13 protein-coding genes, 1 tRNA gene and 1 pseudogene are annotated in these 14,443 nt (G+C 63.1%); 6 read left to right on the top strand and 9 right to left on the bottom strand.

Annotation, left to right across the window (positions count from 1 at the left end; all coding sequences use genetic code 11):
* Positions 1 to 236 (top strand): amino acid permease C-terminal domain-containing protein (locus CBM2588_RS08150; RefSeq protein WP_306437238.1); only part of this gene is annotated, 236 nt, incomplete at its 5' end.
* Between the two features lie 72 nt (positions 237 to 308).
* On the opposite strand, the gene CBM2588_RS08145 is transcribed toward CBM2588_RS08150, so the two are convergent.
* The gene (locus CBM2588_RS08145) at positions 309 to 710 is read right to left on the bottom strand and encodes a cupin domain-containing protein (protein ID WP_115680094.1); all 402 of its coding nucleotides are present in this window, start codon (positions 708 to 710) and stop codon (positions 309 to 311) included.
* A 48-nt stretch (positions 711 to 758) separates the two neighbouring features.
* Complete coding sequence (locus CBM2588_RS08140; RefSeq protein ID WP_115680093.1) at positions 759 to 1,736, bottom strand: alpha/beta fold hydrolase; 978 nt, start codon at positions 1,734 to 1,736, stop codon at positions 759 to 761.
* 282 nt (positions 1,737 to 2,018) lie between these two features.
* Here CBM2588_RS08140 and CBM2588_RS08135 point away from each other — a divergent pair, with 282 nt between their 5' ends.
* On the top strand, positions 2,019 to 2,504 hold the full coding sequence (locus CBM2588_RS08135) for a DUF6130 family protein (RefSeq protein WP_115680092.1): 486 nt from the start codon (positions 2,019 to 2,021) through the stop codon (positions 2,502 to 2,504).
* Between the two features lie 368 nt (positions 2,505 to 2,872).
* Here CBM2588_RS08135 and CBM2588_RS08130 read toward each other — a convergent pair whose 3' ends face one another.
* Both CBM2588_RS08130 and CBM2588_RS08125 read right to left on the bottom strand, forming a co-directional pair.
* Positions 2,873 to 3,328, bottom strand: coding sequence for a carboxymuconolactone decarboxylase family protein (locus CBM2588_RS08130; RefSeq protein WP_115680091.1), 456 nt, complete (start codon positions 3,326 to 3,328; stop codon positions 2,873 to 2,875).
* Between the two features lie 9 nt (positions 3,329 to 3,337).
* Entirely contained in the window at positions 3,338 to 3,754 is a 417-nt protein-coding gene (locus CBM2588_RS08125; protein ID WP_115680090.1) for a cupin domain-containing protein, read from the bottom strand.
* A gap of 87 nt (positions 3,755 to 3,841) precedes the next feature.
* Between CBM2588_RS08125 and CBM2588_RS08120 the strand changes: the two genes are divergently transcribed.
* Together CBM2588_RS08120 and CBM2588_RS31020 are read left to right on the top strand one after the other, a co-directional pair.
* A complete protein-coding gene (locus tag CBM2588_RS08120; protein ID WP_115680089.1) occupies positions 3,842 to 5,257 on the top strand; it encodes a PLP-dependent aminotransferase family protein in 1,416 nt (471 codons plus the stop codon).
* A pseudogene (locus CBM2588_RS31020) lies at positions 5,247 to 5,403 on the top strand (TolC family protein); the annotation flags it as partial. The gene CBM2588_RS08120 and the pseudogene CBM2588_RS31020, both read left to right, overlap by 11 nt.
* Positions 5,404 to 5,454: 51 nt before the next feature.
* Here the strand turns inward: CBM2588_RS31020 and CBM2588_RS08115 are convergent.
* Positions 5,455 to 6,756: a c-type cytochrome gene (locus CBM2588_RS08115; protein ID WP_231942117.1), complete on the bottom strand. Its 1,302-nt coding sequence runs from the start codon at positions 6,754 to 6,756 to the stop codon at positions 5,455 to 5,457.
* Positions 6,757 to 7,056: 300 nt separating this feature from the next.
* Here CBM2588_RS08115 and CBM2588_RS08110 point away from each other — a divergent pair, with 300 nt between their 5' ends.
* Complete coding sequence (locus CBM2588_RS08110; RefSeq protein ID WP_115680087.1) at positions 7,057 to 7,791, top strand: RNA polymerase sigma factor; 735 nt, start codon at positions 7,057 to 7,059, stop codon at positions 7,789 to 7,791.
* Positions 7,792 to 8,076: 285 nt separating this feature from the next.
* Complete coding sequence (locus CBM2588_RS08105) at positions 8,077 to 9,105, top strand: enolase C-terminal domain-like protein (RefSeq protein WP_306437246.1); 1,029 nt, start codon at positions 8,077 to 8,079, stop codon at positions 9,103 to 9,105.
* Positions 9,106 to 9,312: 207 nt separating this feature from the next.
* Here the strand turns inward: CBM2588_RS08105 and CBM2588_RS08100 are convergent.
* From CBM2588_RS08100 to clpP, 4 genes are all read right to left on the bottom strand, one after another.
* Positions 9,313 to 9,388, bottom strand: a tRNA-Val gene (locus CBM2588_RS08100).
* A gap of 190 nt (positions 9,389 to 9,578) precedes the next feature.
* On the bottom strand, positions 9,579 to 11,990 hold the full coding sequence (lon, locus tag CBM2588_RS08095) for an endopeptidase La (protein ID WP_115681436.1): 2,412 nt from the start codon (positions 11,988 to 11,990) through the stop codon (positions 9,579 to 9,581).
* 255 nt (positions 11,991 to 12,245) lie between these two features.
* Positions 12,246 to 13,523 (bottom strand): ATP-dependent Clp protease ATP-binding subunit ClpX, encoded by a 1,278-nt coding sequence (gene clpX, locus CBM2588_RS08090; RefSeq protein ID WP_115680086.1) that lies wholly within the window; start codon positions 13,521 to 13,523, stop codon positions 12,246 to 12,248.
* Between the two features lie 252 nt (positions 13,524 to 13,775).
* Positions 13,776 to 14,426, bottom strand: a complete 651-nt coding sequence (clpP, locus tag CBM2588_RS08085; protein WP_011615108.1) for an ATP-dependent Clp endopeptidase proteolytic subunit ClpP — start codon at positions 14,424 to 14,426, stop codon at positions 13,776 to 13,778.
* Between the last annotated feature and the right edge of the window lie 17 nt (positions 14,427 to 14,443).

Here is a 14,443-nt window from a genome sequence, read left to right as displayed (position 1 = left end):
CCCTGATCTCGGTGGCGGTGCTGGTGCTGCGCAAGACCCGGCCCGAACTGCCGCGCGCGTTCCGCTGCCCGGGCGTGCCGGTGGTGCCGCTGCTGTCGATCGGCTTCTGCCTGTTTCTGATGGCGCACCTGCAGGCGCTGACCTGGGCCGCCTTCCTGGTGTGGCTGGCGCTGGGGCTGGTGATCTACTTCGCCTATGCGCGGCGCAATGCCGTGCTGCACAGCGCCGCCAGGTAGACGCCAATACGGGGTGGTGAAACGACCCGTGGAATCACAAGTCTTCCACCTCCTGGTCAGCGGCCGGAAACCCTATTTCGCGGGCACAACCAGCGGCGAACCCTTCGTGACGATATAGGTTGCCAATTCCGATGCCAGGCCGCCGCCAACATTCCGGGCTGAATGCGGCGTGCCTGCCGGTATGAACAGCGATTCCCCTGCCTTCAGCGTCACCGGCGGCTGATCGCCAAGCTGATACTCAAGGCTGCCCTGCAACACATGGGCAATCTCTTCACCCGGGTGTGCGTGCCTGGGCGCGAACGCGCCCGGTTCAAAATCCACGCGAACCTGAATGCCTTCCTTGCCCGCGACGCTGAGTTCATGGCTGACCAGGTCGGCCCGATGGATCCCCGGTGCTTGTGCGTGGGCGTGGTGGAACGTTGCGGCAAGGCAGGCGACGGTCATGGCGGCGGTTGCAAACTTGGCGAGATTCATTTCGGATGGTCCTCCTGTTCGGATTGAGATATATGCAAATCGCATGGTCTAGCGCGCGTCGAACGCGGCTTGTACTTCTGAAACCGTCGCCGCCTTGTCCTGCAGGTGCGGATAATGGCCAAGGCCGGGCAAGACCTTCATCTCCAGGCCGGCGCGACCCGCCAGTTCCTCGCCCATCTCCTTGCGGACATAGATGTCCTTCTCGCCCCAGATCACGCTGACAGGCGTTTTCAGCTTGCCCAGGTTCGCCTCGAAATAGTCCTGGTCACGCGTGAAATGAGAGTAGTAGTGGTAGAACGCATCGGCAGACGTCAGCGCGCCGTTTTGCCAGCCGTAGGCGATATCGGCCCTGAATTCCGGGGTCAATGCAAAGTGCGAGGACTCGGGAAGTCCGCGGGTAAATGCGTTCTGCAGGATTTCGTCGCGTGTGCGGTTGAACGCGGCATGAATCGCGTCGGCGGAGGCGGGTTCCTTGAGCCCTTGCAGGCGCTCCTGCATGAACTGCGGACGGTTGAATGGCGCAAAGTCACCGACAACAATGCGCCTGGCGATGGCCGGGTCGTCGAGGGCCGCCAGCAGGGCCGGCAAGGCGCCAATGTCCGTCGCGTAGATCACCAGCTTGTGCTTGTCGATGTCTGCCGTGGCGATGTAGTCCTTGAGCACCTTTGCATAATCCCTGGGTGCGTATGCAAACCTGTCGGTCGCGGGACGGGAGGAGTCGCCATAGCCCGGCCAGTCGAACGCATGGGCCTCGTAGTCCTGGCCAAGTTGCACGGCAATGTCCTTCCACGCGTACAGCGTCTCGGGGAATCCATGCAGGAACAGCACCGTGCCCTTTCGCTCGGCATTGCGGACGATCAGGCGCCTCAACTTGATATCGGGGCTGACCTGGAGGTAGCCGATTTCCGGCACGGGTGGTTGCGGCGCCGCTGCGCGGGCGCCGCCAATGAACAGCGTGGCGGCCAACGCTACAGCGCCGGCGGCCGTAAGTCTTAGTGCACTGCGAACTGTCAATGTCTTGGTCATGTCATCTCCCTCCTGCCTGGTGGTTTGCGGGCAAACCGACCAACGCGCGGATATACGTTGCATAGCCAGCATTGAACGATGCCGATGTATCCCTGTTGTAGCGAACGGTGGCACCTAATGTATTAGTTCGTATCTGCAGGTGGTGCCGCTACGTTGTCATACAAAACTGCCGACAGCCCGCCGCGGCGGCGTGTTCAGATGCAAGGCCTATCCTGAAATCGCCCGTCACATCCGACCCGGATGTGCGTGTGGAGGCAACCCTCCGCATCAAAGGAAAACGCCATGCACCCTATCGTCAAGTCCCTTTCAGCCGCCGGCATTGCAGCCGCGTTCTGCGCGAGTGTCTCCGCGCAACCTGCACAAGACGCCATCCGCCCGCCTGCCATTCTTCCCCTCGGCAGCGAGCCCGCACCAAAGTTGCTGCCCTATGCGGCGCTGCCGGAGCCGCTCGCCCGCGGCGTAGTCATCGTCCAGTTTCGCACCGAGAATTTCCGCGTCATGCCGATATTCGGCAATGCCGCCGCCGGGATCTCGCCTCGCATCGGGCACTTGCACGTGACGGTTGACGATACGCCTGGCACCTGGGCACATACGAGCGAGGATCCGATCATCGTGGTCGGCCTCGCGCCCGGGCCGCACAGGCTGCGCCTGGAGCTGGCCGATCCCGGCCACAAGATCCTCGCCACCGAGGTGGTCACTGTCACGGTGCCCGACGTCAAGGCCTCGGGCTCGGCGCCGGCATCGGGGTCCGGTTCCCACCGGCATTGAGTGGACTCTTGCCTGTCTGCCAGCGGTTCCGGCGTGCCAATCGGCTAGCGCGCGACTGCGTGTAAGCGGAAACATCGCCAATCGATGCGAAGAGCGCGCAGGGCAGTGATCCAGGTATGGGATGAGGTGTCTGATTTTTGTGGTCTACCACCCGTATCCGGAACGGTCTAACGTTCACACCAAGCGATAGGCGCTCTTCCATTCGTCTTCTGGAGCAACCAAGACCGCCATCTGGGATCCGGTCCGCGTAGGCTTCAGGGTCATGCGTCCCGCGTCATTGCCCGGCACGCTATCTGGGGATCTCGATTGCACGTTGGTGGCTCCCGCGATGGCATCGAGATCCGCCCGGTGTTCGAGACCCAACCGCTTCAGGCTGCAGCAGCGAGGGCAGATTCGGGGGCACGGCGGAAGCTGATGGCGAGCCGGTTATAGGCATTCATCAGCCCGATGGCCATGGTGAGGTCGGCGAGCTCCTTTTCGCTGAACACCGCCGCGGCCCGTCGAAAATCTTCGTCGGGCACATGGGTGTCGGCGACGCGGGTGACGGATTCCGTCCAGGCCAGCGCCGCCTGCTCGCGCTCGCTGAACAACGGCCCCGCTTCCTGCCAGGCCTGCACAAGCGCGAGCTTTGCCGGCGTAACGCCCTTCTTGATCAGGTCGCGCGCATGCATGTCGAGGCAATACGCGCACCCATTGATCTGGCTTACGCGCAGATAGACCAGGTCGACCAGGACGTCTTCCAGGCCCGATTGCATGACATAGCCGTATACGCCGCCAAATGCCTTGACGCCGCCCGCCGATACCTTGGTGTAGTCCAGTCTCATTTCAAACTCCTAGTTGTCGTAGATGGTCAGTTCCTGGTCGGCCGTATCGACTACGAACACGGCCAGCAGCTTTGCCGGCCTGGTCTTGCTCGCATTGCGGCTCACCGGATGACGGGAGCCCGGGTTCTCGAAGAAACTCTCGCCCGCCTTGAAGATTCGTTCCGGCTCGTCGTTCACCTTGCTGGCGATGCTGCCCGAAACGACGTAGGCATAGATGAACGACGACCTGGCATGGGTGTGCGGCAGCGATGCACCACCGGGCGGATAAAAGACCTCGACGGCGACGAGCGACTTGCCCGGGACATTGGGAATCTCCTTCGAGAAATTGGGCTTCACCGTGTCGCCGGCGCCGTGCGCCGCTGCGACCCCGGTAAAGGCGATGCCCGTTGCCGCCAGCAGGGAGAGAAGAATGCGTTGCAGTTTCATGTTTGGCTCCTTGGAGGCTAGAATCATGCACCTCACCTGGTTCACAAAAAAGAACCAAAAACACGATTTTTGAATGTACCAGCGGCGATGACCAGCATCCTCTACCTGAAGCTGGACCGTGCGTCCAGAACCTCACTGGCGGAGCAGATACGGCTCGGCATCACCGGCGCGATCGAGAGTGGCGTGCTGGTTCCAGGCGCCAGGTTGCCGTCGTGGATCGACCTCGCTGCCCAGCTTGGCGTGGCGCGAGGCACTGTCAGGACCGCCTACGAGCGGCTGTCCGATGCGCAACTAGTGGTTTCATCGCGCTCCGGCGGCACCAGGGTTTCCGACCACGCCGGAGCCGCAAGGCCCCACGCGGAACAAGCGCGTTCGCTCGAAACCGATCTGCGCTCGGAGCTGTACCAGCACTTTCTGCCGGGCCCGGCGGTGTTCCAGATGGGCGTGCCGGCATCGGACTGCTTCCCTGCCCCCTTGTTCGCACGGCTGCGATCGCGGGCGGCACGTGACGAGGTGGAGGCGCCGGCGACCTACCCGGATCCGCGCGGCGAGCATGAACTCCGCAGAGAGATCGCGGCGCACCTGGCATTGTCCCGGGCGATGGACTGCCAGCCCTCGCAGGTCTTCATCACCGCGGGCTTTACCGGCGCGCTCGGTGTCACGCTGCGGGTGATCCAGGCCGAGGGCCGGCAAGCCTGGGTCGAGAATCCGGGATTTCTTCCCAGTCGCAGAGCCATGGCATTGTCCCGGCTCACGACGGTTCCCATCCCGGTGGATGAAAACGGCATCGATGTCGGCTACGGCCAGGCACATGCACCGGATGCCGCGGTGGCGCTGGTTACGGCGGGTCAGCAGGCGCCCCTGGGCCCGACTCTCTCACTCGGTCGCCGCGTGCAACTGCTCGAGTGGGCCAGCCGCGCGGGTGCATGGATCATCGAGGACGACTACCTTGGCGAACTCCAGCTCAGGCGTCGCGCGGCTCCCGCACTGGCATCGCAGGATCGAGCCGGGCGGGTCATCCATATCGGGTCTTTCAGCAAGACACTCAGCCCCACGCTGCGGCTCGGCTTCGTGGTCGTGCCGCCTGTCCTGGTATCGCGCTTCGAAGAAGTCGTCGCCTGCCTAGCTTCCGCGCCAGGGCCGGCGGTGCAAATGGCGACCGCCGAGTTTATGCGCGACGGACACTATCTGCGGCACCTGCGCCGCATGAAACGCATTTACGCAGCCCGCAGCGATGCGCTTCTGGCTGCGCTCAACGCCAGGGAATTCCAGGCCTATGCGGCAGGCCTCGCCGTAGTGGTGAGACTGCCGGACGGCGCCGACGACCAGAGGATCGCCCGGGAAGCCTATGCCTACGGGCTGGCGCCCGCACCGTTATCGGGCTGGTTCTGCTCTGCTTCCACCCAACGGTCCGGCCTGCTGCTTGGTGTCGCGACGGCGATTGAGCACCAGGTTCCCGCTGCTTGCGACCGCTTGCAGCAACTAATCCGCAAGTTTTCGTAAAGTCCTGCAAGCCGATAACACCCTGTTGCGCGCGTCAGACGCGCGCGCAGGCGCAGACGGAGGCGATGCGCGCCGCCGTCGCGGCATTCAAGGCGCTGGGCGGTGGCCGGCGGCCGGAGGAATCAGCAGCCCTTGCCAGCAACTAGTGCGCATATGGCTGCGCAGCCCGGCGCGGCACATTCCGCCTGGGCTTCAGGTCACAGCGACTTCAGATACTCCGCCAGGTCGGCAATATCCTGGCTGCTCAGCCCCAGTCCCCGCTTGGTGTTGTAGGTCGTCACGACCTCCGGCAAAGTCGCCGCAGAGCCGTCATGGAAATAGGGAGGGTGTTGCCATGCGCCCTTCAGCGGCGTGGTCCGGTATTGCTTGGTTGCGGAGCGCGAGGCGTAGCTCGGGCTCTCCGGTTCCGCCATCGAGTCGCCGGGCGGGTGAAGCAGCGAGTTGGCATCGGTAAATGCCGGGCCACTATGGCACGTGGCGCATCGGCCCGCGCCTTCGAACAGAGCCTTGCCCCGCAGTGCCGCCGCCGGGTCGAAACTGCCAGCCGGTGGCGGCGGAGCGCCCAGGGATAGCTGATACGCTTGCAGGGCCGGAAGCTTGCTCGTGACAAGGTCCACCGAGCCATTGGTGATGGAGATATTCAGGCGCGGTTCGGATACGGAGCCAAGGCCGCCCATCTGGGAGACGGCGACATACCGGTTCCAGTACATGATGTCTTCGCCATCGCCGGTAAAGGTAATGCGGTGAATGCCGGCCAGCCCGAAGGCGGGCGGTATCACGACCGGCTTGCTGAGGCCGTCGATATTGTTGCGCGGGTCGTACTTGCCTGCGCCCCAGGCGTTGAGGACCTTTTTCATGGCCTCGTCAATGGCCGGTGACAGCGCGATGATGGCGCCGGGATTGAGATCCCGGTTGGGCCATCCGTCCAGCCGCTTGCCAATGCCCGGCGCGAACGAGTTGTCCACCGTCGAATGACAGAGCGCGCAGGTAGTGCCGACGCGGGTCAGCTTGTCGACCCCATTGACGGTCTCGACGGTTCCCTGGAGGCCGACGACCGCGTTCAGTTTCAGCAGCGCCACTGTCGTAGCCGGGCTCTTGAGGTCGATCGTGCCATTGCGGATTCCATTGACGACGGCCTCGGGCAAGGCCTCGGCGTCGACCTTGAGGCCGACTGAAAATGCGGTCAAGGGATCCACCGAGCTGGCGATGACCTCGTGCATCCTCAGGTGATCGGTCCACTTCGCTTCGTCCCCGAAGGTGTCGAAGCGAAAGATCTGCTTGCCCTGCTCGACCAAGGCCTTCTGCGCCGCCTCCGTGCTGGCCGCATCCGTGCCGCCCCCTCCAGAACTGCCGCCACATGCTGCCACGGCCGCCACTGCGGCTGCCGTGAGCAGTGCATTTGCCAGCCTCCGTCGAGCCAGCTGCTGCATCGCTGGCTGCCGCAGCGGTACCGGCTGCACTTCAGTTTCAGATGTCAGTGCGGAGGGTTGCCTTTTCATGATCGACGTCCTTGTCAGGAGGAGATGCAGCAACTGAAATAAAACAACCGACAGGTCTCCGACGGCAGTGGCTCGAATTTGTCCGTTGCATAGGCGTTAGACGTTTGCAGACGCCGGAAGGTGACACGAGGTCTGAACCACCTTGCGATGAGTTGTGGCTGCATGCATCTGCCTATGATTGCTGACGCGTGGTTCGACCCCAGGCGAGGTACCGCAGCAGCGTATGCGCCCAGTCGACTGTCACCTTTTGGCAGCTGTGCCGTCTAATGATCTGCAACGGGAAAGGAGCCAGATCTCCAAATGGACAAGAACCGGGATCTCAGGCCGCCACTGCCGTCTGGCGCCAGCGCCACCACAGACGCCGAACTGGTCGCCAGCGCCCGCGCCGGCGCCGCGTCTGCCTTCGAGGCCATCATGCGGCGCAACAACCGCCTGTTGTTCCGCACGGCCCGTGGCGTGGTTGCGGACGATGCCGAAGCCCAGGATGTCGTGCAGGAAACCTACCTGCGCGCCTTTACCAGCCTGCATTCGTTTCGCGGCGAGGCCGCGCTGAGCACCTGGCTGGCGCGCATAGCCATCAATGTCGCCCTGACAGCGCAGCGCAAGAGACGCCGGCTCTTTCAGATCGAAGCATGGGGCGATGAAGAAGATCTTCCTGGCGGACCTTTACAGGAGAACATGATGTCCTTCCGCGCCGCTGACGACGAATCACCTGAAGCCATGGCCGAACGCGGTCAGGTGCGGGAACTGCTGCAGCTTGCGGTCGAAAAGCTGCCGCCGATCTACCGCTGCGTGTTCATCCTGCGGGCGGTCGAAGACTTGAGCGTAGAGGAAACGGCTTATTGCCTTGGCGTTAGCGGCGACGTGGTCAAGACGCGCTTTCTGCGGGCCCGCATGATGCTGCGCGAATCCCTGGCCGCGGAGGTAAGGCCCTATCTGCAGAGCACGTTCAGTTTTGCCGGTACGCGCTGCGACGCGGTGGTCAATCACGTGTTCGACGCCCTCAGCGAGCGCGGGCTGGTCCGCTCGCAATGACGACGAGGGAACGGGGCAGTGCTCCGCGGATTTCGGCAACGAACGGCAACTCGTCGGCGCACGGGCGGCGACTGATTCCAGTTGCGGATCCCACCGATCGCGGCGTACTGTGCGGGTTACAGCCTGCGCGAGCGCTGGCCAGACTCGAGGAACTCCGATAAGGAGTTCCTGGTCCGGTGCCGCGCGGGTTGTACTGGTCGTCAGGAGGTGTCGCCATGGATTTCGAACCCCTCACTTACCAAAGCGTTGAGGTCCGTGCGGTTCTGGTTCCGTTAAAATCGACCAATCATTTCGAAGGTCGGCGCATTCGACCAGTGGCCGCTGATCCTGGTCGATCTTCACACTCGGGAAGGCGTTGTCGGTCGCAGTTATCTTGAGCCATATCTGATACAGGCGCCCAGGTACATCGTGCCTGCGATCCGGGATCTTGCCGCATCACGGGCCGGTAGCAGGATCGCACCGCTTGATGACTTCCAGAACGCCAGAGGTTCAACGCATCTCCTCGGCTACGAAGGCATCACGATGATCGCCATCGCAGGGCTCGACATGGCCGCGTGGGACGCGCTCGGCAAGGCGGCAGGCCTGCCTCTCGCAGCATTGCTTGGCGGAACAGTGGGCAGCGTGCCGGCGTACAACAGTAATGGGCTGTGGTTGAGCCACGTGGATGGCGTTGCCGAAGAAGCTAGTTCTCTCGTTGCAGAAGGAGCATTCAGCGCTTTGAAGCTGCGGCTGGGCCGCGAACAACTGCAAGACGACCTTGATGCCATTCGCGCGGTGCGCGAAGCGGCTGGCGACGAGATCAAGCTAATGGTGGATTTCAACCAGGGTTTGTCGTTTGATGACGGTCTGCGCCGCTGCCATGCCCTTGATAATGAGGGGCTGTACTGGTTCGAGGAGCCCCTCGCATACAACAACACCAGCGGCCATGCGCGGCTGGCGCGCGAGATCAAGACGCCGATCCAGCTCGGCGAGAACTTCTATGGTCCGCGCGAGTTATTGAAGGCAGTGCAGGCCGAGGCGTGTGACTGCGTCATGCTGGACATGATGCGGATCGGCGGCGTGTCGGGGTGGCTGCGGTCTGCGCCGATCGCTTCGGCGGCGGGAATCCCTGTCTCCACGCATCTGTATCCGGAAGTCTGCGCACATCTGATGCGCATCACCGAAACGGCGCACTGGCTGGAATGGCAGGACTGGGCCTACCCCGTGCTGAAGGAGCCTTTTGCGCTTGCAGATGGACACCTGGTGGTGCCGGACAGGCCCGGATCCGGAATCGAGTGGGACGAGAGCGTGGTGAAGCGGTTTCAGTACGACTAGGGCTGCCGCGCAGGGGCCAGCGCAGGGGGCTGGCCATTCTTGCAGAGCGCGGCATCGGCTGGCACTGGCGCCGACATCAGCGGTGATTTCGTTGAGCAGCTCTCTTTGGGTGGCAGAGGCTCTTTGGGGCTCGGATGCAGGGTGGTGAAACAGGCAAAAAAAAAGACCCAGATCGCTCTAAGTCCTTGATTCTTGCTGGTGGAGCGGTGGTGGGTGCTGAGGGGTTCGAACCCCCGACCTACGCCTTGTAAGGGCGCCGCTCTACCAACTGAGCTAAGCACCCGCTCGACCATCGCAGGCTGTTTGCCTGCAACTTGCTGAACGCTCCGCACCTCGCGGCAGATGCCGTGGTTTGCGTTGCGAGGGCGCAAGTTTAATACATGTGATTTCAGTTTGCCAAGGCCCGCGCGGACAAAAAAACGCCGCCGGGCATCGCTGCCCTGCGGCGTTTGGTTCATGCGGCTAAGGCGTCTTCAGTGATGCAGTCGCTCGACCTTGGCCGTGGCCTTGTCCGCCACCTCGGCGGGCTTGGCATCTTCTTCCGGCAACGCCTCGGGCTTGCGCTCGAGTGCCAGTTCCAGCACCTTGTCGATCCAGCGCACCGGCACGATCTCGATGGCGTTCTTGACGTTGTCCGGAATCTCGGCCAGGTCCTTCACGTTTTCCTCGGGGATCAGCACCAGCTTGATGCCGCCGCGGTGGGCTGCCAGCAGCTTCTCCTTGAGGCCGCCGATGGGCAGCACCTCGCCGCGCAGCGTGATCTCGCCGGTCATGGCGACATCCGCGCGCACCGGGATGCCGGTCAGCACCGACACCAGCGCCGTGGTCATGGCACCGCCCGCAGACGGGCCGTCCTTGGGCGTGGCGCCTTCGGGCACGTGGATGTGGATGTCGCGCTTCTCGAACATCTCATCGGTGATGCCCAGGCGGCGTGCCCGCGAACGTACCACCGAGCGCGCGGCCTCGACCGATTCCTTCATCACGTCGCCCAGCGAGCCGGTGCGGGTGATATTGCCCTTGCCCGGCATGATCGCGGCCTCGATGGTCAGCAGGTCGCCGCCCACCTCGGTCCACGCCAGGCCGGTCACCTGGCCCACCTGGTTTTCCTTGCCGGCCAGGCCGAAGTCGTACTTGCGTACGCCCAGGAACTTGTCGAGGTTGTCCGAATCGACCTTGATCGTGCCCGACTCCTTCTTCAGCAGCAGCAGCTTGACCGCCTTGCGGGCGATCTTGGAGACCTCGCGCTCGAGCGAACGCACACCGGCTTCGCGCGTGTAGTAGCGGATGATGTCGCGGATCGCCGCATCGGTGACCTCGATCTCGCCCGCCTTCAGACCATTGTTCTTGATCTGCTTCGGCAGCAGGTAACGCGTGGCGATGTTGAGCTTCTCTTCCTCGGTATAACCCGACAGGCGGATCACTTCCATACGGTCGAGCAGCGGCGGCGGAATGTTCAGCGAGTTCGACGTCGCCACGAACATCACGTCGGACAGGTCGAAATCGACCTCGATGTAGTGGTCCTGGAACGTGTGGTTCTGTTCCGGGTCCAGCACCTCGAGCAGCGCCGACGACGGATCGCCGCGGAAATCCTGGCCCATCTTGTCGATTTCGTCGAGCAGGAAGAGCGGATTGCGCACGCCAACCTTCGACAGGCTCTGCAGGATCTTGCCCGGCATCGACCCGATGTAGGTACGGCGGTGGCCGCGGATCTCGGCCTCGTCACGCACGCCACCCAATGCCATGCGCACGAACTTGCGGTTCGTCGCGCGCGCCACCGACTGGCCGAGCGAGGTCTTGCCCACGCCGGGAGGCCCGACCAGGCAGAGGATGGGTGCCTTCACCTTGTCCACGCGCTGTTGCACCGCGAGGTACTCGAGAATGCGTTCCTTGACCTTCTCCAGGCCGTAGTGGTCTTCATCCAGCACGCGCTCGGCGTTGGCGAGGTCGTTGTTGACCTTGCTCTTCTTGCGCCACGGCAGGTTCACCAGCGTGTCGATGTAGTTGCGCACGACGGTGGCTTCGGCCGACATCGGCGACATCAGCTTGAGCTTCTTGAATTCGGCGTCGGCCTTCTTCTTGGCTTCCTTCGGCATGCGCGCAGCCTTGATGCGCTTGTCGAGTTCTTCCAGGTCGGCGCCTTCTTCGCCCTCGCCCAGTTCCTTCTGGATGGCCTTGACCTGCTCGTTCAGGTAGTACTCGCGCTGGCTCTTCTCCATCTGGCGCTTGACGCGGCCACGGATGCGCTTTTCGACCTGCAGGATGTCGATCTCGCCCTCGAGCTGCGACAGCAGGCTTTCCAGGCGCTCGGTCACGTTGACCATCTCCAGGATCTTCTGCTTCTGCTCGAGCTTGATCGGCAGGTGCGCGGCGATGGTGTCCGCCAGGCGCCCGGCCTCGTCGATGCCCGACAGCGAGGTCAGGATCTCCGGCGGGATCTTCTTGTTGAGCTTTACGTACTGGTCGAACTGCGACACGATCGCGCGGCGCAGGGCCTCGGTCTCGGCGCTTTCGCCAGGTGCGGGCGGCACGGGCACGGCTTCGCACATGAAGTGCGAATCGTCCTCGCTCACCTCGCGGATATTTGCGCGCTGGGTGCCCTCGACCAGCACCTTCACGGTACCGTCGGGCAGCTTCAGCATTTGCAGGATATTGGCGATGCAGCCGACCTCGTACAGGTCGTCGGCGGTCGGCTCGTCCTTGGCCGCCGTCTTCTGGGCCACGAGCATGATGCTCTTGCCCGCCTCCATCGCAGTCTCAAGCGCCTTGATGGACTTTGGGCGTCCCACGAACAGCGGGATCACCATGTGCGGAAACACCACCACGTCGCGCAGCGGCAACAGTGGCAGGCGAATCGGCTCGGCCGGGAGGAGTTGTGTTCCGGACATCATTTTCCCCAAGTCAGTCATTTAAGGCGTAAATTGGGCCGCCCGAATCGATTACAAGATACGTGCCAATCGATTCATCAAGACAGGCAGATGCCGCTACCTGCACTTGGTGGCCCCTCTGAAACAGCATACCCGCGTTTCCTCCCTCTCGTCGGTAGAAATAAACAAAAAAAGCCGCTCGCTTCTACGCGAACGGCCTTTTTCGCCCTGCTGCCCGTGTGGTGCCGACCTCTGACCACTCTGGCAGGCCTCGCGTCAGTTAGACCCTGCCACCTTGGGCTGCTGCTCTTCGTACATCAGCAGCGGCGGTGCATCGCCGTTGATCGTATTTTCATCGATCACCACCTTTTGCACGCCCTTGTAATTAGGCAAGTCATACATGACGTCCATCAGCGACTGCTCCAGGATCGAGCGCAGCCCGCGGGCACCGGTCTTGCGGCGGATTGCCTTGCGCGCGATGGCGCTCAGCGCACCGGGGCGGATTTCGAGTTCGACGCCTTCCATCGCCAGCAGCTTCTGGTATTGCTTGACCAGCGCATTCTTGGGCTCGACCAGGATCTGCATCAGCGCGGCCTCGTCCAGCTTGGCCAGCGTCGCCACCACCGGCAGGCGGCCGATCAGTTCGGGAATCAGGCCAAACTTGATCAGGTCTTCCGGCTCGGTCTGCGGCAGCACTTCGCTGACGTCGCGCTCTTCCTTGCTCTTGACCTGCGCGGCAAAGCCGATGCCGGTCTTGTCCGAGCGCTGCATGATGACCTTCTCCAGGCCATCGAAGGCGCCACCGCAGATGAACAGGATGTTGGTCGTGTCCACCTGCAGGAAGTCCTGATTCGGATGCTTGCGGCCTCCCTGCGGCGGCACCGATGCCATGGTGCCTTCGATCAGCTTGAGCAGGGCCTGCTGCACGCCTTCGCCGGACACATCGCGGGTAATCGACGGGTTGTCCGACTTGCGCGAGATCTTGTCGATCTCGTCGATGTAGACAATGCCGCGCTGCGCCTTCTCGACTTCGTAGTTGCAGTTCTGCAGCAGCTTCTGGATGATGTTCTCGACGTCCTCGCCGACGTAGCCGGCTTCGGTCAGCGTGGTCGCGTCGGCGATCACGAACGGAACGTTGAGCAGGCGCGCCAGCGTCTGCGCGAGCAGCGTCTTGCCCGAGCCGGTGGGCCCGATCAGCAGGATATTGCTCTTGGACAGCTCGACGTCATCCTTCTTGCCGAGGTGCTTGAGGCGCTTGTAATGGTTGTAGACCGCCACGGCCAGGATCTTCTTGGCCTGTTCCTGGCCGATCACATACTGGTCCAGGCTTTCGCGGATCTCGTGGGGCGTGGGCAGGTCGGAGCGCGCGGCCGTGGCGGCGTCTTTCTCGGATGCCGTGGCCTCGTCGCGAATGATCTCGTTGCACAGGTCGATGCATTCGTCGCAAATGAACACCGACGGGCCGGCAATCAGCTTCTTGACCTCATGCTGGCTCTTGCCGCAGAAGGAGCAGTACAGAAGCTTTTCGCTGGATGAACCTTTTTTGTCCGCCATAGGAATCAGTCACTTTTGCAGTGCGCACACCGCGGGGCGACAGGCTCCTCGGCGATACGCTTCAAACGCATCATACGCCAAAACAATTGGCACTACCGGCGGTTCCCCCCGGCTGTGGGGCCAAGGCCCCGTTTCACAGGTTCCGATGCAAAAAACGAGGCACGGGGCCTCGTTCCGGTGTAGCCTTCGCCATTTGCGCCAAGCCAGCGTGGCAAGCCGCCGTTGCACCCGTGGCCACGGCGGCGCGCCGCATCAGCCGCGGCGGGCGAGAACCTTGTCGATCAGGCCGTAGTCGACCGCCTGGTCGCCGCTCATGAAGTTGTCGCGATCGGTGTCGCGGGCAATCTTCTCGACCGGCTGGCCGGTCACTTCCGACAGGATGGTGTTGAGCCGCTCGCGCAGGTACAGGATCTCGCGCGCCTGGATCTCGATATCCGAGGCCTGGCCGCGCGCGCCGCCCAGCGGCTGGTGGATCATGATGCGCGAGTTGGGCAGCGCCGAACGCTTGCCCTTGGCACCCGCCGCCAGCAGGAAGGCGCCCATGCTGGCCGCCATGCCCATGCACAGCGTCGACACGTCCGGCTTGATGAACTGCATGGTGTCGTAGATGGCCAGCCCCGCCGACACCGAACCGCCCGGCGAGTTGATGTACAGGGACACGTCCTTGTCGGGGTTCTCGCTTTCCAGGAACAGCAGCTGTGCCACCACCAGGTTGGCGGTCTGGTCGTTGACCTCGCCCACCATGAACACCACGCGCTCCTTCAGCAGGCGCGAGTAGATGTCATAGGCGCGCTCGCCCCGGCCGGACTGCTCGACGACCATCGGCACCAGCCCCAGGCCCTGGGTTTCCAGCGCCGAAGCCTGCGTGGTGGCGAGACGGTCAAGCAAATCATTGCGGGTCATGCATGTTCTCCATGGAT

Origin of the sequence: Cupriavidus taiwanensis, from assembly GCF_900250075.1 — a bacterium.
Lineage (GTDB): Bacteria > Pseudomonadota > Gammaproteobacteria > Burkholderiales > Burkholderiaceae > Cupriavidus > Cupriavidus taiwanensis_C.
The sequence above is the reverse complement of the archived record's forward strand: the minus strand, read 5'-3'. Positions and strand labels throughout refer to the sequence as shown.

Coding starts and splice junctions, on each gene's coding strand:
- CBM2588_RS08145 (WP_115680094.1), bottom strand. CDS start 710: ATGAATCTCGCCAAGTTTGCAACCGCCGCCATGACCGTCGCCTGCCTT.
- CBM2588_RS08140 (WP_115680093.1), bottom strand. CDS start 1,736: ATGACCAAGACATTGACAGTTCGCAGTGCACTAAGACTTACGGCCGCC.
- CBM2588_RS08135 (WP_115680092.1), top strand. CDS start 2,019: ATGCACCCTATCGTCAAGTCCCTTTCAGCCGCCGGCATTGCAGCCGCG.
- CBM2588_RS08130 (WP_115680091.1), bottom strand. CDS start 3,328: ATGAGACTGGACTACACCAAGGTATCGGCGGGCGGCGTCAAGGCATTT.
- CBM2588_RS08125 (WP_115680090.1), bottom strand. CDS start 3,754: ATGAAACTGCAACGCATTCTTCTCTCCCTGCTGGCGGCAACGGGCATC.
- CBM2588_RS08120 (WP_115680089.1), top strand. CDS start 3,842: ATGACCAGCATCCTCTACCTGAAGCTGGACCGTGCGTCCAGAACCTCA.
- CBM2588_RS08115 (WP_231942117.1), bottom strand. CDS start 6,756: ATGAAAAGGCAACCCTCCGCACTGACATCTGAAACTGAAGTGCAGCCG.
- CBM2588_RS08110 (WP_115680087.1), top strand. CDS start 7,057: ATGGACAAGAACCGGGATCTCAGGCCGCCACTGCCGTCTGGCGCCAGC.
- lon (WP_115681436.1), bottom strand. CDS start 11,990: ATGTCCGGAACACAACTCCTCCCGGCCGAGCCGATTCGCCTGCCACTG.
- clpX (WP_115680086.1), bottom strand. CDS start 13,523: ATGGCGGACAAAAAAGGTTCATCCAGCGAAAAGCTTCTGTACTGCTCC.
- clpP (WP_011615108.1), bottom strand. CDS start 14,426: ATGACCCGCAATGATTTGCTTGACCGTCTCGCCACCACGCAGGCTTCG.